The 16,971-nt window shown below is 64.5% G+C and carries 18 protein-coding genes and 1 tRNA gene; 4 read left to right on the forward strand and 15 right to left on the reverse strand.

The window, feature by feature from the left end; genetic code table 11:
- Nucleotides 1-3: 3 nt before the first annotated feature.
- From CSQ95_RS01845 to CSQ95_RS01860, 4 genes are all read right to left on the reverse strand, one after another.
- On the reverse strand, nt 4-2,160 hold the full coding sequence (locus tag CSQ95_RS01845; RefSeq protein WP_099408227.1) for a TonB-dependent receptor: 2,157 nt from the start codon (nt 2,158-2,160) through the stop codon (nt 4-6).
- A gap of 100 nt (nt 2,161-2,260) precedes the next feature.
- Nucleotides 2,261-2,599, reverse strand: coding sequence for a hypothetical protein (locus tag CSQ95_RS01850; RefSeq protein ID WP_143449872.1), 339 nt, complete (start codon nt 2,597-2,599; stop codon nt 2,261-2,263).
- Between the two features lie 67 nt (nt 2,600-2,666).
- Nucleotides 2,667-3,488, reverse strand: a complete 822-nt coding sequence (locus CSQ95_RS01855) for a helix-turn-helix transcriptional regulator (protein ID WP_218963563.1) — start codon at nt 3,486-3,488, stop codon at nt 2,667-2,669.
- Nucleotides 3,478-4,023: a YbhB/YbcL family Raf kinase inhibitor-like protein gene (locus CSQ95_RS01860; RefSeq protein ID WP_099408230.1), complete on the reverse strand. Its 546-nt coding sequence runs from the start codon at nt 4,021-4,023 to the stop codon at nt 3,478-3,480. The genes CSQ95_RS01855 and CSQ95_RS01860 overlap by 11 nt, the downstream gene beginning before the upstream one ends.
- Nucleotides 4,024-4,238: 215 nt before the next feature.
- Between CSQ95_RS01860 and CSQ95_RS01865 the strand changes: the two genes are divergently transcribed.
- Together CSQ95_RS01865 and CSQ95_RS01870 are read left to right on the forward strand one after the other, a co-directional pair.
- On the forward strand, nt 4,239-5,396 hold the full coding sequence (locus tag CSQ95_RS01865; RefSeq protein WP_099408231.1) for a PepSY domain-containing protein: 1,158 nt from the start codon (nt 4,239-4,241) through the stop codon (nt 5,394-5,396).
- A gap of 90 nt (nt 5,397-5,486) precedes the next feature.
- A complete protein-coding gene (locus CSQ95_RS01870) occupies nt 5,487-5,909 on the forward strand; it encodes a PaaI family thioesterase (RefSeq protein ID WP_099408232.1) in 423 nt (140 codons plus the stop codon).
- A gap of 67 nt (nt 5,910-5,976) precedes the next feature.
- Here CSQ95_RS01870 and CSQ95_RS01875 read toward each other — a convergent pair whose 3' ends face one another.
- The 7 genes from CSQ95_RS01875 to CSQ95_RS01905 form a co-directional block, all read right to left on the reverse strand.
- Nucleotides 5,977-6,672: an anti-sigma factor domain-containing protein gene (locus CSQ95_RS01875; protein ID WP_099408233.1), complete on the reverse strand. Its 696-nt coding sequence runs from the start codon at nt 6,670-6,672 to the stop codon at nt 5,977-5,979.
- On the reverse strand, nt 6,669-7,259 hold the full coding sequence (locus CSQ95_RS01880; RefSeq protein WP_099408234.1) for a sigma-70 family RNA polymerase sigma factor: 591 nt from the start codon (nt 7,257-7,259) through the stop codon (nt 6,669-6,671). The genes CSQ95_RS01875 and CSQ95_RS01880 overlap by 4 nt, the downstream gene beginning before the upstream one ends.
- Nucleotides 7,260-7,357: 98 nt before the next feature.
- Nucleotides 7,358-7,879 (reverse strand): peroxiredoxin, encoded by a 522-nt coding sequence (locus tag CSQ95_RS01885; protein ID WP_099408235.1) that lies wholly within the window; start codon nt 7,877-7,879, stop codon nt 7,358-7,360.
- An 86-nt stretch (nt 7,880-7,965) separates the two neighbouring features.
- The gene (locus CSQ95_RS01890) at nt 7,966-8,652 is read right to left on the reverse strand and encodes a BON domain-containing protein (protein WP_070223194.1); all 687 of its coding nucleotides are present in this window, start codon (nt 8,650-8,652) and stop codon (nt 7,966-7,968) included.
- Complete coding sequence (locus tag CSQ95_RS01895; protein WP_034752465.1) at nt 8,645-9,241, reverse strand: phosphoheptose isomerase; 597 nt, start codon at nt 9,239-9,241, stop codon at nt 8,645-8,647. Before CSQ95_RS01895 ends, CSQ95_RS01890 begins: the two co-directional genes overlap by 8 nt.
- Before the next feature lie 57 nt (nt 9,242-9,298).
- Nucleotides 9,299-9,652 (reverse strand): YraN family protein, encoded by a 354-nt coding sequence (locus tag CSQ95_RS01900; RefSeq protein ID WP_099408236.1) that lies wholly within the window; start codon nt 9,650-9,652, stop codon nt 9,299-9,301.
- A 10-nt stretch (nt 9,653-9,662) separates the two neighbouring features.
- Complete coding sequence (locus tag CSQ95_RS01905) at nt 9,663-10,865, reverse strand: penicillin-binding protein activator (RefSeq protein WP_099408237.1); 1,203 nt, start codon at nt 10,863-10,865, stop codon at nt 9,663-9,665.
- Nucleotides 10,866-11,030: 165 nt separating this feature from the next.
- Between CSQ95_RS01905 and rsmI the strand changes: the two genes are divergently transcribed.
- Nucleotides 11,031-11,939, forward strand: coding sequence for a 16S rRNA (cytidine(1402)-2'-O)-methyltransferase (gene rsmI / locus CSQ95_RS01910; protein WP_070223188.1), 909 nt, complete (start codon nt 11,031-11,033; stop codon nt 11,937-11,939).
- A 41-nt stretch (nt 11,940-11,980) separates the two neighbouring features.
- On the opposite strand, the gene CSQ95_RS01915 is transcribed toward rsmI, so the two are convergent.
- Nucleotides 11,981-12,574, reverse strand: coding sequence for a hypothetical protein (locus CSQ95_RS01915; protein WP_099408238.1), 594 nt, complete (start codon nt 12,572-12,574; stop codon nt 11,981-11,983).
- Between the two features lie 208 nt (nt 12,575-12,782).
- Here CSQ95_RS01915 and CSQ95_RS01920 point away from each other — a divergent pair.
- Nucleotides 12,783-12,859 (forward strand) — tRNA-Pro (locus CSQ95_RS01920).
- A 175-nt stretch (nt 12,860-13,034) separates the two neighbouring features.
- Here CSQ95_RS01920 and CSQ95_RS01925 read toward each other — a convergent pair.
- From CSQ95_RS01925 to CSQ95_RS01935, 3 genes are read right to left on the reverse strand one after another with little or no spacing between them, the layout of a single operon-like run.
- The gene (locus CSQ95_RS01925; RefSeq protein WP_099408239.1) at nt 13,035-13,958 is read right to left on the reverse strand and encodes a hydroxymethylglutaryl-CoA lyase; all 924 of its coding nucleotides are present in this window, start codon (nt 13,956-13,958) and stop codon (nt 13,035-13,037) included.
- 1 nt (nt 13,959) lies between these two features.
- Entirely contained in the window at nt 13,960-14,892 is a 933-nt protein-coding gene (locus CSQ95_RS01930) for a glyoxylate/hydroxypyruvate reductase A (protein WP_099408240.1), read from the reverse strand.
- Nucleotides 14,893-14,903: 11 nt separating this feature from the next.
- The gene (locus tag CSQ95_RS01935; RefSeq protein WP_099408241.1) at nt 14,904-16,931 is read right to left on the reverse strand and encodes an acetyl/propionyl/methylcrotonyl-CoA carboxylase subunit alpha; all 2,028 of its coding nucleotides are present in this window, start codon (nt 16,929-16,931) and stop codon (nt 14,904-14,906) included.
- Nucleotides 16,932-16,971: the final 40 nt, after the last annotated feature.

The following is a 16,971-nucleotide window of genomic DNA, read 5'->3' on the forward strand; positions in this document are numbered from 1 at the left end:
GTGTTAAAAACTGGTGGACAGGCCTGCGTAGAAACTGCGGCGGGCGCCATACTGCGGCGCTCCCACGCCCACGCCGGAACCGTCGCGCAGCAAATATGACTTGTCGAACAGGTTGATCAGGGCCAGCCGTCCTTCCACCTTGCCCAGCGGCGTGTTTTTCCACGTGTGCGTGAGCGCCGTGTTGACGGTGAAGTAACTGGGCAGATGGCCGGAATTCGGTGCACCGCCATCCGGCGTCATGCGCAGGCCGCTGCCGTAGAGGAAGTCAGCGCTCACTTGCGAGTCGCCGAAGTGATAGTGGCCGCCACCGGACAGCGTGTATTTCTGGTCATGATCGAGATAGACATAGTGGCTGCTGATGTAGTTCAACTCATCGGCGCCAAACAGGGCTTGCCCCGAATTGATGTTGCGGCCCTGCGCCTTTTGCGTGCTGGCGTTGAGGAACAGGCCCCAGTTTTTCTCGCTGTAGATGGCGGACAGCTCCAGGCCCTTGGCGTAGCCGTCCGCATAGTTGAACGGCGTCAGGATCAAAGCCTGGCCGAACTGGCCTTCGTCCAGCAGATTGTTGATCTTTTTATAGTACACATCGGCCGTCACGGTCAGCTTTGAATTCACCTGGTGGCTGATGCCGATATCGTAGTAATGCGTGCGCTCGGCCTTGACGTTGTCGGACCGGCCGATTTCCGGCGCATTCGTCGTGTTCGCGTACAGGTCGATGCTGCCCTGGGCGGCCAGTTCCTGCGGCGGCGGCGTGAAGTAGCGCGAATAGCCCGCGTGCAGGGCTGTGCCCGGCGCGATCTGGTAGGCCAGGTTGACGCGCGGGCTCCATTGCTGTTCGCTCGTGTAGGCCGAGACCTTGTCGAAGCGGGCGCCGTAGTTCAGGGTCAGCGGCTTGCTGATATGCCACTCATCCTGCAGGTAGACACTGGCCAGGGTGCCCGTCTTGCCGCTGTTGTCCAGAATGCTGACCGGCGTGGTGGAAGTTTGCGCCCCGTCCATGGCGGGGAACACGGCCACCGTGTTGTCGCTCGTCGTCTTCTGGCGCGTGTAGGCCAGGCCGGCGCGCACGGTGTGGTCCTGGTGCAGCTTGTAGCTGATGTCGAACTGGGCACCGGAAGCGCTGTTCGCGCGGCGCGAGTCCGAGGCCACGCCGTTGTAGATCAAGTCGCCGATGGCGTCGGGCGTGAAGTGCAGTTCCGAATACTGGTGGAAGGCCGACACCTGATAATTGACGTCGCCCAGGCTTTTTTGCAGCGACAGCACGAGAAAACGGTTCACTTCGCGCTGGTTTTCATTCAGCTGCGAGGAAGGGATGCTGGACGTGCCCGCCTGCGCATCGCTGTGGCCGGCCAGCGAGAAGCCCGGCGCCTGGTTGGGGTTGTTCGGGATCTGGAAGCGGCCGTTGTACGTGCCGAACATGGCGCCCAGACGCGTGTTGTCATCGAGGAAATACGACAGGCTGCCGAAGGTTTTATTCTGGCGCGTCTTGTCGTGCAGGGCGCTGCGCGTGTCCTGCGGGTTTTCCACGCCCAGGGCATTGCCCAGGTAGCTGCCGGACAGGTAGTAATTGAACTTGCCCACGCTGCCGAAAAATTCGGCACTCGGCTCCACGTGGTCATGGCTGCCGACCATGATGCCGATGCGCCCGCCGGGCGTCAGTCCGCCCTCCTTCGTTTCAATATCGACAATGCCGGCCGTGCGCAGGCCGAACTGGGCCGGCAAGGCGCCCGTCATGAAATCCGTCTTGTCGATCAATCGCGTGTCGATCGACTGGCCGAAGCCGCTGATGCTTTCGGGCAGTTGCACGCCATTGATGCGGTATTGCACGTTGGCATGGTCGTCGCGCACGTGCAGGGCGCCGGAACCCTTCGAATCCTGCGACACGCCCGGCAGGCGCAGCAGCACTTCATTGAACGGCGTGTTGTCGCCCTGGCCCAGCATGTCGACCATGTGGCTGTCGATGCTGTAGATGGTGGTGCCGACCTTCGGCGACAGTTCGATGCGCGCGCTTTTCAGATGGGCGGAGGTGACTTCGACCTTTTGCATTTCTGACGGGGCGGCATCGCTACTGGCCTCGGCAGGCTCGGCGGCATGGGCGGAAAAGCTAAACAGGCTGGCAAGGGCGAGCGACAGCGCGCTCAGACGTGGAGTGTGTTGCATGGTAAACCTCGAAAATAGTCAACGCCAGGCGGCCCGGCGCGCATGCGGAGAACGCGGCGCGCGGCGGTGCAGCCTGAAAAGGATAAAAACAGCGTGGGAACTACAGTGAGGCGGCAGGCGGGCCGCGTACGGGCGGCAGCAGGATGGCGGCGACGGGCGCCAAGGTAGCGGGCGCCAAGGCCAGCAGGCGGTACGGCAGTAACTGGGCGGGCGGCTCGGCGATGGCCGGCGGCACGGCGATGTCGGCCACCTTGTCGATGACCGTGGCGCACAGCGCGCACTCTTCCGCGTCGAGCGTCGTCTTGTGCAGGTGCGACGCGGCCGTCGACAGCAGGAACACGAGGGCCAGCGCACTGAACAGCGCCACGCAGAGCTTCCACGGCGTGCGCGCGGGGGCGGACGCCGGGTAAGGCTTGCGGGATGGCTGGCGGGAAGACATGGGCGCATAGTAGCAAGAAAATCGTCCCGCTGTCAGCGCTTGTTGCGTGATTTGCGCCAGAGCGCCCTTACAGCGTGGCGCGCAGTTCGCGCGGCGACAGGCCGTAATGCTGGCGGAAACGGGCCGCGAAGCGCGATGGCGAGGCATAGCCGCAGGCGGCGGCGATGTCGCCGATGGGTAAGATGCCAGATTGTAATTCCTGCAAGGCCAGTCCCAGGCGTACGTCTTCCAGGATGGCGCGGAAGTGACGCTGTTCCAGGGCCAGCTGGCGGCGCAGAGTGGAGGCGCCCAGGTGCAGATGGCTGGCGACCTTGGCCACGCTCCAGTCGGCGCCCGGGTCCAGCAGCAGCACTTGCTGCACGCGCGCGGCCAGCGGATCGCGGCGGTCCAGCAACAGCGGGCCGCAATGGCCGCCCAAGGCCAGGGCCAGCAGCAAGCCTTCCGCCTGGTGCGCCAGCAGCGCGGGCGGTGTGCTGCTCGCCAGGCTGGCCGTCAGCTGGTCCCAGGCCAGTGCCGCGTGGGCATCGAGCGGCACGCACAGGCTGGCCGTGGCCGCCTGGCGCAGCTGGGTATCGACGAGGCCGCCATGGCGCGCGCGGAAACGGGCGATCAGGGCCGGCGAAAAACTCAGCACTTCCGCCCGATAGCCTTGCGCGTCAGGCAGGTTGGCTACGCCCAGTTCCTGTCCCGCCGGCATCAGCACCACGTCGTGCGTGCCGGCGCGCGCCTGGCGCGCCCCCCATTCCAGCAGCTTGGTTCCCTGCCGCACGCGGCACAGGGCGCTCTGGAAGACGGGCACGCGGCGCAGGGTTTGCGCGCGGCGCGCCTCGATGGTGCCGTGGGCGATGCGCAGCTCGCTCAGGGCCACCGCTTCCATGTCATCTGCCATACAGTCCCGTCAGCTGTGCCTTGCCCAGCGCGTTGGCATTGAGCATGTAGCCGAGCATGGCGCCGCTGGCGTGCTGGTCCAGCGGCAGCTTGTCCGTTTTCAGCGCCCACACCGTGATCTGGTAGCGGTGGGCCTGGTCGCCCGGTGGCGGGCAAGCGCCGCCGTAGGCGCTGTCGCCGTAATCGTTGCGCCCTTGTACGGCGCCCGCCGGCAGGGTGGCGGTTGTCGTTCCCGCAGGCAAGGACGTGGTGCTGGTCGGTACATTGAATACGCTCCAGTGCCACCAGCCGCTGCCCGTGGGCGCGTCCGGGTCGTACAGGGTGACGGCGTAGCTTTTGGTGCCGGCCGGTGCGTTGCTCCATGACAATTGCGGCGCCAGGTTGCCGCCCGTGCAGCCGAAGCCGTGGAACACTTGCGCGCTCGCCAGGCGCTGGCCGGGGGCGATGTCGGTGCTGGTCACCGTGAAATCGGCGGCGTGGGCGCCCAGGTGAAGAGCGAGGCCCAAGGTGGCGGCGAGGAAGCGGGAGGCGGTCATAGTTTTCCTTTCGATAAGTATAGGGGAAAGTGTATGCCGCGCAACATAACCGCGCGATGCCGATGCGCTCGCTGATGGTGCCGAAACGCTCGTTTTTATCCGAATCTGCCGTTGTCATGAGCGTGTTGTTCTATTCCTTCCTTTCTTGCTGCGCGTGATTTTCCCCGCAGGGCTTTCATGCTATCGTTTCGCAGCCCAAATTTCCCAAAGTTTCCATGTCACAACGCTCGATCAAGTGGTTGCTCAGCAAACTGCACCTGTATGCGGGGCTGTGGTTCGGCGCCCTGTTCGTCCTGCTGGGCTTGACGGGCTCCGCCATCGCCTGGATGCCGGAGTTCGACGCGTATCTGAATCCGAATTTGTTGCAGGCGAGCACGCCCGCGCCCGGCCAGGTGTTTCAGGTGACGCCGCGCACGGTGCAGGCGGTGGTGGACCAGCTTACGGCCGACCCCGCCTATGGCAAGCCGAGCCAGCTCAATCCGCCCGCCGACGCGCGCGACGTGTACGTGGCCTCGTACCGCCAGCCAGGCAAACCATCCCTCTTCAGCCAGGCCATCGTGCGCCAGGTGATGGTCGACCCGTACACCCTGCAAGTCAAAGGCGAGCGCGACTGGGGGCGCTTCGGCCTCACGCGCCCATTGCTGATGTCGGGCATGTTTCATTTGCACCGCTATGTATTGTCCGGCGACGCGGGCAAGACCATTACGGGCATTTCCGGCGTGGCCCTGCTGCTGATGGCCCTGAGCGGCATCTACCTGTGGTGGCCGCGCCTGCAGTGGACGGCGATCAAGCGCGCCCTGACCGTGTCGCATGGCGGCTCCTGGCCCCGTTTTAATTACACGTTTCACAAGGCGGCGGGCTTCTTTGCCGCGCCCGTGCTGGCCGTGCTCGCCTTTTCCGGCATCTATTTCAATTTGCCGCAATTGATCGTGCCCCTGGTGGAGCTCGTGTCGACGGTGCCCGATACCGTCAAACTGAAGAATGTGGCCCAGGACGGCGCCGTGCTCGATGCGGGCCAGGCCATGGCCGCCGCGCAGCAGCTGTATCCGCAGGCGCGCGTGTCGCGCATCGTGCTGCCGGCGAAAAAGGACCAGCCGTACGACGTGCGCGTGCGCCAGCCCGGTGAAATCGCCCACGGCGACGGCGCCACGCGCATCACCCTGGACGCGCGCAGCGGCTTGCCCCTGCGCATACGCGATCCCTTGCGGGCGCCGGCCGGAGACGTTTTCCTGGGCTGGCAATTCCCCCTGCATTCGGGCCAGGCGTTTGGCGTGGCCGGGCGCGCCTTCATTACCGTCTTCGGTTTGATGCCCTTGCTGTTCCTGCTGACGGGGACCCTGGTGTGGTGGAAACGGCGGCGCGGCCGGAAATAAGGGGCCGCCAAACCGTTGCGGGGAAAGTTGCTATCATCATAGTATTTTCCGGCGTATCCACTGTCCGGACTCACCCGCACAAGGACCAGCATGAGCAATCCCGACATCACCGTAGCAATGTTGAATGAACGCGGCACGGGCCGCTTGCCCGGCCACCTGGGCATCGTCATCACGGCCGTGGGCGACGGCCAGCTGACGGCGGAATTGCCCGTGCTGCCGCATCTGCTGGCGCCGAACGGCTACCTGCACGCGGGCAGCGTGGTGACCTTGGCCGACACGGCGTCCGGCTATGGCTGCATCGTCAACCTGCCCGAGGGCGCCAACAATTTTACGACCATCGAATTGAAATCGAACCACCTGGGCACGGCCCGCGAAGGCACGCTGATCTGCACGGCGAAAGTCGAGCACAAGGGCCGCAACACGCAAGTGTGGGATGCCGTGGTGAAAAGCAAGGAAACGGGCAAGACGATTGCCCTCTTCCGCTGCACGCAGATGATTCTGTATCCAAAGTAAGGTAAGCAACCCAAATCAACTGCTGGGGTCAGACCCGACGGGTCTGACCCCGGATTTTGCGTTAGGGTTAAATTTTTACCCAGTTACCTTTATACAAAACGGGTCCCGTCGGTCCGTTCGGATTCGGCGAACCGCCTTTCGGCTCCAGGGTGACGGCCAGCAAGGCCACGTCGTTGCCGATGGCGCGCTGCGACAGGGCCAGTTTCACGTTGCCCTTGTCTGCCAGCAAGCCCAGGGAGCGCGGGTTGCCGCTCTTCGGCACGGCCCACAGTTCCAGGTCGCGCTCGGCCGGCACGGGCGCGTTGGCCACCATGCGCACTTCGAGCGCGCCGTGGCGGCTGTCGGCCGTCAGCAGCAATGCCGTTTGCGCCTTCTCGTCCGTCAGGCTGGCGACATAGCTGATCTGCGGCGCCTCCATCACGCGCGTGGCCAAGACGATCACCAGCAGCGCGGCGATGGCGCTCGAGGCCATGCCCAGGCCACGCCAGAACGACAGCGCATCGCGGAACCAGGACCAGCCGCCCTGCGGCTTCAGGTGCAGGCGCTGCTCGATCTGCTGCCACACGCGCTTGGGCGGCGCCACGGGCGTGGCGAATTCGGCCATCGGTTCCAGGCGCTGGCGCCATTCGGCCGTGATATTGCGCAAGTCGGCGTCGTTGTGCAGCCAGCCTTCGAAACGCCGCCGCGCGCCCCCTTTCAGGGTGCCCAGCACGTATTCGGACGCCAGTTTCTGGCGCAGCGCGTCATTGCCGCGGATATTCATGATGCCTCCCGTTTCGCCAGGCACGTGCGCAGCCGTTCCAGGCTGCGGCGTATCCACGTCTTCACGGTGCCGATCGGCAGCGACATCTGCTGCGCCACTTCGCTGTGCGACAGGTCGTGATAGAACGCCAGGGCCACCACCTGCCGGTGCAGCCCTTCCAGGGCCGACATGCAAAACGCCAGCGCCTTGGCGTCACCGCTCAGCTGCAGCGATTCGATCGGCGTGGCCTGGGGGTCCCGGAGTGCATTCATGACTTCGCTATCAAACTGTTCGGCATCGATTTCCACGGTATCGTCGCTGCGCCGCAGCACATCGAACGCCTTGTTGCGCACGATGGTGGCCATCCAGGTCATCGGCGCGGCCAGATGGCTCTGGTAAGCGGCGGCGTTGTTCCAGATGGCGACGAACCCCTCTTGCAAGGCCTCTTCAGCGAGCTCTTGCTTATGCAATATACGCAGCGCGAAGCCAAACAGTTTCGATGATGTGGAGTTATACAGCTGGCGGAAGGCCGTGGCGTCCTTGTTGCCGGTGGCAAGCAGCCAGGCTTTCAGTTGCTGCGGGTCGAGCGATGGAGCGGCTGTGGACACGGCTGGCCTTCACAAGGTGAATGGGATCACGCCTGGGAAGGTTATAACAGATTGACAACGCTTGGCAACAGGGTTTTGTGCGGTGTTTGCGCGGTGTCTTAGCCCGCGATGGCCGATTCGAGCAACTTGTGCAGTTCGGCAAATTCCGGCTTGCCCACGTAGCGCTTGAGGATCTTGCCCTGCTTGTCGAGCACGAAGGTGGTGGGCGTGAGGGCCACGTCGCCGTAGGCCTTGGCCGCTTCGCCCGTCACGTCGAGCGCCACCTTGAACGGCAGCTGGCGCGTTTCGGCGAAGTTCAGCACGTAGTTGGCCGGATCGTATTTCATGGCCACGGCCACGAACTCCAGGCCCTGCCCCTTGTACTTGTTGTAGGTGTCGATCATGTCCGGCATTTCCGCCACGCAGGTGGTGCACGAAGTGGCCCAGAAATTGACCATCACCACCTTGCCGCGCAGGCTGGCCGAAGTGATTTTCTCGCCATGGATGCCGTGGAAAGTCACGTCCGGCGCGCTTTGCTTGTCATTGAGCGACAGATAGCCGGCCGCAGCCACGCCCGCCACGAACACGGCGACGAGGGCTGGCTTGATCCAGGACTTGCTTGCGGAGGGCGAAGTGGACATGGCAAAGTTTCACTAATGTAGAGCAACGATGCGGCCATTATAGACGCATCGTCAGTCTGGCGCCGTAGGTCAAACGGCGGAGGCGTTTATTGCTGGACCGTATCGCTGACCGTGCTGGTCGTGCGCTGCTGCGGCGGATCGGGCTGCAATTGCTTCAGTTCCGCTTCCGAAATGTAGTCGAACAGCTTGACCACTTTCTGCACGCCGCCCACGCCGCGCGCCACGTCGGCCGCGACCGTGCCTTCGCGCTGGGTCACGCGGCCCATCAGGAAGACGGTGCCGTTTTCCGTGACGACCTTGAACGAGGCGGCCGAGATGGTTTTCATGTCGACCAGGCTGGCCTTGACCTTGGTGGTGATCAGCGCGTCGTTCGAGCGCGAGGTATAGCTGGCCGGTCCGGCGATGATCAACTCATTGGCCACCGACTCCACGCCCTCGATATTGCGCACTTCGCGCTCGACGGCATTTTTCATCGCCTCGTCGCGCACTTCGCCCGTCAGCAGGACACGGCGGTTGAAGCTGGTGACGTTCACGTGCCCCGCATCGCCGACGATGGACGGGATGCGCGCCTCGCCCTTGACGGCGATCGACTTGTCTTCGGTCTGGGCGCCCAGGGTGCGGCGGTCCGCCGCGGCAACGCCGCCCATCACCGCGCCGCCGACCATCAATTCGATGCAGCCGGTGAGCGAAGTGAGCATGGCGCCGCACAGCAGTGCGGTGGCCAGCGGGCGTTGTACGCGTTTCCAGCCTGGGCCAGTACCGAATTTAGTCATTCACGTCTCCTCCGAATAGCGCGACGTCGATGCCGTCGCAGATGCAATGTATGGTGGTCAGGTGGACTTCCTGGATGCGCGCCGTGCGCTCGGCCGGCACGCAGATATGCACGTCGGCGTCCGTCAGCATCTTGCCGATGGCGCCGCCGTCCTTGCCCGTCAGCGCCACGACGCGCATTTCGCGCTCGAGCGCCGCTTCCACGGCCGCCATCACGTTGGCCGAATTGCCCGACGTGGAGATGGCCAGCAGGATGTCGCCGGCCTGGCCGAAGGCCTGCACCTGCTTCGAGAAGATCTCGCGGTAGCTGTAGTCGTTGGCCACGGCCGTCAGGATCGACGTATCCGTCGTCAGCGCCAGGGCCGGCAGCGGAAAGCGCTCGCGTTCGAAGCGTCCGACCAGCTCGGCCGCGAAATGCTGGCAATCGGCGGCGGAACCGCCGTTGCCGCAGGCGAGGATCTTGTTGCCGTTGGACAATGCATAAAACATCAGGTCGATCGCCTGCGCAATGGGTTGCGCCAGTACGGTGGCTGCCTGGATCTTGAGTTCGGCACTTTCGTGGAAGTGCGAGAGGATGCGTTGATTATTCATAGTCTGCCGATTATAGTGCAGGCGCGCGGCATGGCGGACAAGCACTGTTAAAAATGCTTACATATCGAGGATGTTCTTCAGCCAGCTGATGCGCCCGCCATCGATGGCCAGCGCGTCGAAGCGGCATGGCGGCACGGTTTTTTGTCCCAGCAGCCAGGTTTGCGCGGCCACCACCATGCGCCGCTGCTTGGCTGGCGTGATGCTGGCCAGGGCACCGCCGAAGCTGGCACTGCTGCGCAGCCGCACTTCGACGAAGACGATGGAGGCGCCATCGCGCATGATCAGGTCCAGCTCGCCGCCCTTGCACAGATAATTGCGTTCCAGCAGCACCAAGCCTTGCAGCAACAGATACGCGAGCGCATCATCTTCCCCCTGCCGTCCCCGTTCCCGTTTGTTCCAGAAGGGCGGCATGGCGGTGTCCTTATTGTACCGGCGGCGCGGCCGGCGGGGCCGGTGGCCAGGTGCCCAGCACGCCCTGCTGGTAGGTGGCGGCCTGTTCCGTGCGTTCGAACAAGCTTTGATCATTCTCAAAGCGCACGGCCAGGCGGCCCGTCACGCCATCGAGCGTGAATGGCGCGTTCGGCCGCAGCGCCACTTCGCGCGCCACGCGGAAGGCATCGATGCCCAGCGCGTACAGGCGTTCCATGTCGGCCGTCAAACGGGCGTCCGCCGGCTGCGGCGGCTGCGGATACACCATCACTTGCGGATGGTCGCGCCGCACCTGCCATGGCAGGTCCAGCAGGCGCGCGCCGTCGAGTTCGGGACCGCTGGCGCCGCGCCCGGCGCCGGGGTTCAGTGACGAGGTGCCATACAGGGGCAGATCGCTGCCGATGGCCACGCGCAGCTGGCGCGCCTGGTCGGCGTCGAGCGCGGCAAACAGCAGGCCCGGCGGCGTGGCGGCCAGGCGCGCGCGCAGTTGCACCAGTTCCGCATCGCTGAGGTAGCCATTCGTGGCCGTCAAGTCCATCACATCGACCTTGCCGCCCTGGCGCAGCCATTCCTGCTTGAAGGCGGCGCTGATGCGGCGCTGCGAAGGCGAACCGGCCGACAGGATCAGCGCGCTGGCGCCCGGCTGTTCGCTCGCGGCCCAGGCGGCGACCTGACGCGCTTCCGCCTCGATCGACAGGCCCATCACCAGCAGCTTGGCCGGAAGGCGCGCTTCGCCGCGGTTGTCCGGGTGGTTCAGGGCGATCGTTGGTTTACGCACCAGGTCGCTGTTCGCCACGGCCGTCACGGCCGAGCGCGACAAAGGCCCCACGACGACGTCCTGTTCCTCTTGCGCTTGCGCAAACTTGTTCAGCACGTCGGTGCTGCCGTCGCCCGTGTCGATCACCGTTACTTCGAAGCCGCTGCGGTCGCGCTCATACGCGGCCATGAAACCGGCGCGCAGCAGTTCGGCGGCCGGGCCCAGGGACGCCGAGCGCAGCGGCAGCAGCAGGCCGATATGGTGCAGATTGCCGTCGGACGGCGCCGGCGCCGTGGCGGCCGGCATGTCCTGCGGCGTGCCCGTTGCCGGCTTGGTGGTGGTGGGCGCCAGCGGCGCGCCGCTGCCGTCGTACGCGGTAATATCGGGCACGGCCACGGCAAACGTCACCGGTTCGGGCGCGGGCGGCTTGGGCGGCACGGGAGGCGGCAGCGGCTTCGGTGGCGGCAGCGCCCTTGTGTTAGATTCAATAGGCGCGCACAATTGCCCGGGCGCGTCGCAAGGCGTGCTGCAAGCGCTCAGCATGCCGGTCGCGGCACAAACAAGCAGTAACTTCACACTATTAGCAAGCATTCAACCTCCAAAATGACCGTACAAGAAATCAGTTCCATCGCCAGCCTGCCCATCATGACAGAGGCGGCGCACCAGGTCTATCCTATCGCAACATTGTATATAGTGGCCACGCCCATCGGTAATGTGACCGATATCAGCCTGCGCGCGCTGCACTTGCTGAGCCTTGCCGATGCCGTCGCCTGTGAAGATACGCGCAACACGGCGCACCTGCTGACGCGCTTCGGCTTGAACAAGCCATTGATTGCGGCGCATCAACATAATGAGCGCGAAGTGGCGCAGACCTTGATCGCGCGCCTGCACGCGGGCGAGCGCATCGCCCTCGTCTCGGACGCGGGCACGCCCGCCGTGTCCGACCCCGGCGCGCGCATCGTCGACGCCGTGCGCGCGGCGGGATTGCGCGTGCTGCCCCTGCCCGGCCCGTCGGCGGCGATTACCGCCATTTCCGCCAGCGGGCTGTTGAACGACCAGTTCTACTTTGTCGGCTTCCTGCCAGCCAAGGCCAAGCAGCGCGAAAACATCTTGCACAGCCTGCGCGGCGTAACGGCCACGATGGTGTTTTATGAGGCACCGCACCGCATCCTCGACTGCGCCACGGCCCTGGTGGAAGCGTTCGAGCCGACGCGCCAGGTGGTGTTCGCGCGCGAACTGACGAAACTGTTCGAGGAAATCCACCGCTGCCCCCTGTCCGAAGCGGAAAGCTGGATCCGTGCCGACGCGCACCGCGAAAAGGGAGAATTCGTCGTCCTGCTCGAAGGCGCCACGCAAGCGCAGGATGCGGAAGACGTGGAAGCGGAACGCATCCTGAACATCCTGTTGGCCGAATGCAGCGTCAAGCAGGCGGCGAATCTGACGGCGCAGATCACGGGCCGCAAGAAAAACGCCCTGTATGAGCGGGCGTTGCAGTTGAAGGGGCAGGAATAATGTGATGATGGCCTAGCCAAGATGGATATATTGCCAGATCGTTACCACTTGCAGCCGCTATCCTTCTTGTCCAGTAACATCAGCACGGGCGCCAGCAAGCCTGCGCCGGAATAGGCGGTGCGGCAATCGCCGCGTTTGCCTTGCGCGATATCGCGCGCCAGCTGGCTTTCCGTTTGCAGGGGCTTGCCGGGGATTTGCCCCACGGCCGTGCCCACCTTGGACGGGTCGCGCTCGCCCGCCATCTTGCGCGCCGTGCGTCTGGCCGCTTCCATGTCGAACTTGGGCGTTTCCGGAGTTTCTTGCCTGAAGGTATCGGGACTGACCGCCGGCGTTGCCGGGACCACCGTGATGGCTTGCGGGCTGGCCACTGGTGTTGTGGCCGCCGCCGGCGTTTCGCGGACAGCGGCGTGTTTCTGTTTGCTGATGGGCTTGGGTTCGCGCTTCGGCTTGACGACCTCGACAGGCGGCGGCGGGGGCTTGGCGGCCAGCGGACGTATCCACACGGCGATCGATTCCACGCGCGGTGCCGTGTCCGGCGGCACAGGTGGCTGGACGTGGCGCCACAGATAGATCAAGGCGCCATGCAGCAGCAAGGACACGCCGACGCCCAGCGCGATGCCGCGGCGATTTGGCATGGGCTGGCCGCCGCCGCTGCTTCTTTCTATCCTGAACTCCATTGCCGTCGTCGCCTTCATGTCTGATCGGGAAAACTTGCAAACCCAGTGTCGCATACTTCAATCGTTTTGAAAAATACATGAGTCGCAGTGCCGCGCGTAAATAATTTACACAGAGTTTCACCTGACCCTTGACCGAAGTCGATACGGCCTGTATTATCTTGGTCTTCGGAGTGTGGCGCAGCCCGGTAGCGCACCTGGTTTGGGACCAGGGGGTCCAAGGTTCGAATCCTTGTACTCCGACCAAATTTGTAGAAAAAAACCCAAGAGTTTCGGCTCTTGGGTTTTTTTTCGTCCGTATGGTTCAGGCAGGTCAGGTAGGTCGGGTTAGCGCAAAGCGCGTAACCCGACAACAGTGTTGGCCATGGCCATGGCCATGGCGCTGGTGGCGTCGGATTACGCGCTTGCGCGCTAATCCGACCTACGCCGCGAGGCGTTTCGCCGCAATCGCATTACCCGCTCGGCTGGAACCCTTGCGCCCCAGCTGCTGCGCAATGAACTGCCCCGCGTCGACCACCAGGTCCAGGTCGATGCCGGTGGCGATCCCCAGCCCTTGCATCATGTACAGCACGTCCTCGGTGGCCACGTTACCGGTGGCGCCCTTGGCGTACGGGCAGCCACCCAGGCCCGAGACGGATGAGTGATAGATCGCAATGCCCGTTTCCAGGCTGGCGTAGATGTTGGCCAGCGCCTGGCCGTAGGTGTCGTGGAAGTGGCCGGACAGGCCGCCCACGTGGAAAGCCGCGATGGCGCGCTGCATCACCGCCTGCGTCTTTCTCGGCGTGGCCACGCCGATGGTGTCGGCGATGTCGATCTCGTCGCAACCGAGGTCGCGCATGCGGCCCACCACGTCGGCCACGGCGTCGAGCGGCACGTCTCCCTGGTAGGGGCAGCCGAAGGCGCAGCTGATGCTGCCGCGCAGGCGCAGGCCGTGTTCCTTGGCCGCTTTCGCCACGCCTTCGAAGCGGGCGATCGATTCGGCGATCGAGCAGTTGATGTTCTTTTGCGAGAACGCCTCCGATGCCGAGCCGAAAATCACCACTTCATCGGCTTTTGCCGCCAAGGCGGCATCGAAACCCTGCATGTTCGGCGTCAGCGCCGAATAAATGGTGCCCGGGCGGCGCGCGATTCTCTCCATCACTTCCGCGCTGGTGGCCATCTGCGGCACCCATTTCGGCGAAACGAACGACGCCGCCTCGATGTTGGCGAAGCCGGCCAGCGTCAGGCGGTCGACCAGCTCGATCTTGACGGCGGCGCTGATGGTTTCCTTCTCGTTTTGCAGGCCGTCGCGCGGGCCCACTTCGACGATCTTGACCTGCTTGGGCAAACTGGTAGTAGGGTTCATCTCAATATCCTTGCAAACGGTTGACGATGCCGGCCACAAGCTCTCCGGCGTGCAGGCGGCGCATCTTGGCGGCGATCTGCGCCACGCTTTCGCGGCGCAGGGTGGCGGCCGAAATATGCGGCGTGATGGTGATGCGCGGTTCTTGCCAGAACGGGTGCTGCTGCGGCAGCGGCTCGTTGCGGAACACGTCGAGGGTCGCCCCGGCGATATGCCCGGAGCGGATCAACGTCAATAAGTCCGGTTCGGCCAGATGCGCGCCGCGCGCCACGTTGATGACGTAGGCGCCCGGCAGCAGCATCGACAGGCGGGCACGGTCGAGCAGGTTGTGCGTGTCCGGCGTGAGCGGCAGCATGCACACCAGCACGCGCGTGCCGCGCAAAAAGGCATCGAGCCCCTCTTCGCCCGCAAAACACTGCACGCCATCGATGTGCTTCCGGCTGCGGCTCCAGCCCCGCAGGGGAAATTCGAACTGCGCCAGCGCTTGCAGCACGCGCGTGCCCAGCACGCCCATGCCCAGCACGCCGACGGGAAAATCGGCCTTGTCGAAGGCGGGCAGCGGCTGCCAGATGCCGGCGCGGCCCTGCGCCTCGTAGTCGTCGAAGCGGCGGAAGTGGCGCAGCACGGCGTGGCTCACATATTCGGCCATCTGCACGCCCATGCCCGCGTCGTCGAGGCGCACCAGCGGCACGTGGGCCGGCAGCGCGTCGCCGAACTTCAACAGCGCGTCGACGCCGGCGCCCGTGTTGAAGATGGCTTTGACTTCGCTCAATGCCGGCAGCATGGCGGCGGGCGGCTGCCACACGACGGCATAATCGCATGGCGCGAACGTCTCGCCTTCGCGCCAGAAGTGGATTTCAGCTTCGGGCAGCAAGTCTTTAAAATCGGCGATCCACGCCGCTTCCTTGCCGTCCGAGCGTTGTAAAAGGATGCGCATCGTGGCTGCCTCTATGCGGCAGCCTTGAAAGCCAGCAGCGGCGCGCCATCGGCCACCTGGTCGCCGACCGCGTACAGCACGTCTTCCACCAGGCCGTCATGCGGCGCGGCGATCGTGTGCTCCATCTTCATCGCTTCCATGATGACCAAAGGCTCGCCCTTCCTGACGTCCTGCCCTTTGTTGACCAGCACGGCGACGACCTTGCCCGGCATCGGCGCCGTCAGGCGGCCGCCTTCCGCTTCGACTTCGCCCGCATGCGCCATCGGGTCGCTGTAGTGCAGCGTGTAATGCAAGCCGCCGGTGAATACGTGGAACTGCTCGCCGTCGCGCAGCACCGTGCCATGCACGGCACGTTCACCGAGCTTGATGTGCAGCTCGTTGCCTTTGCGCGCCGTCAAAGTGAGAGTCTGGCCGTTGAACAGCCAGCCATCGGTCTTGTAGGCGATGCGCGCGGCATAGGTTTTGTCGTCGCTGGCCAATGCGAATTCATCGGCGAATGACAGGCTGCGCCCCAGGGTGCTGTTGAGGCGCCAGCCCAGGACATTGCCCCACGGGTCGGCGCGGTTGGCCGACTGCGCTTCGGCGGCCGTTTTTTCTTCCAGCAGCAGGGCGACGGATGCCAGCGCCAGGGCCGTGTCTGGCGCTGCTTGCAGGGCGGGGAACAGCGACGCTTGATTGCGCTCGATCAAACCCGTATCGAGATCCGCCGAGCTGAATGCCTGGCCTTCGACCAGGCGTTTTAAAAAGGCGATATTGCTGGCCAGGCCGACGATCTGGTAGTCGGACAGCGCCTGCGCCATGCGCGCCAGCGCTTCGCGGCGGTCCACGCCCCAGACGATCAGCTTGGCGATCATCGGGTCGTAGAACGGCGAGATGGCGTCGCCTTCGCGCACGCCCGAATCGATGCGCACGGACGCCGGCACCACGGTGCCGCCCAGTTCGAACGTCACGGCCGATGGCGACTGCATGTGGCGCAGGGTGCCGATCGACGGCAAAAAGCCCTTTTCCGGGTTTTCCGCGTAGATGCGCGCCTCGATGGCGTGGCCGTGGATCGTCAATTCATTCTGTTTTTTCGGCAGCGGCTCGCCAAAGGCGACGCGCAATTGCCATTCCACCAAGTCGGTGCCGGTGATCATTTCCGTCACCGGGTGTTCCACCTGCAGGCGCGTGTTCATCTCCATGAAGTAGAACGAGCCATCCTGGTTGGCGATGAATTCCACCGTGCCCGCACCCACGTAGCCGACGGCCTTGGCGGCGGCGACGGCCGCCTCGCCCATGGCCGCGCGGCGGTCAGCCGGCATGCCCGGCGCCGGCGCTTCTTCCAGCACCTTCTGGTGACGGCGCTGCACCGAGCAATCGCGCTCGAACAGGTAGATGCAGTTGCCGAGCGTGTCTGCAAACACCTGGATTTCGATATGGCGCGGACGCGACAGATATTTTTCGGCCAGCACCTTGTCGTCGCCGAAAGAGCTGATCGCTTCGCGCTTGCACGAGGCCAGCGCGGCCTTGAAGTCGGCGCTGTTCTCGATGACGCGCATGCCCTTGCCGCCGCCGCCGGCCGAAGCCTTCAGCAGGACCGGGTAGCCGATCTTGTCGGCCTGGCCGTGCAAGAAGTCCGCATCCTGATTCTCGCCGTGGTAGCCGGGCACCAGCGGCACATTGGCTTTCTCCATCAGCGACTTGGCGGCCGATTTCGAACCCATGGCGCGCATGGCGGACGCCGGCGGGCCGATGAAGACCAGGCCCGCCGCGTGGCAGGCGTCGGCGAAGTCGGCGTTCTCGGACAAAAAGCCGTAGCCGGGGTGGATCGCCTGCGCACCGGTGGCCAGCGCCACGGCGATGATCTTGTCGCCGCACAGATAGCTTTCCTTGGCCGGCGCGGGGCCGATCAGCACCGCTTCGTCGCAGACGGCGACGTGCTTGGCGTTGGCGTCCGCCTCCGAATACACGGCGACGGTCTGGATGCCCATGCGGCGCGCGGTGGCGGCGACACGGCAAGCGATTTCGCCGCGGTTGGCGATCAGGATTTTAGTGAACATGGTCTCTCTCTATTCTCTCAAAAAGGGGCAGCTGTCTCTT

Origin of the sequence: Janthinobacterium sp. BJB304, from assembly GCF_002735765.1 — a bacterium.
Taxonomy (GTDB): Bacteria; Pseudomonadota; Gammaproteobacteria; order Burkholderiales; family Burkholderiaceae_D; genus Janthinobacterium.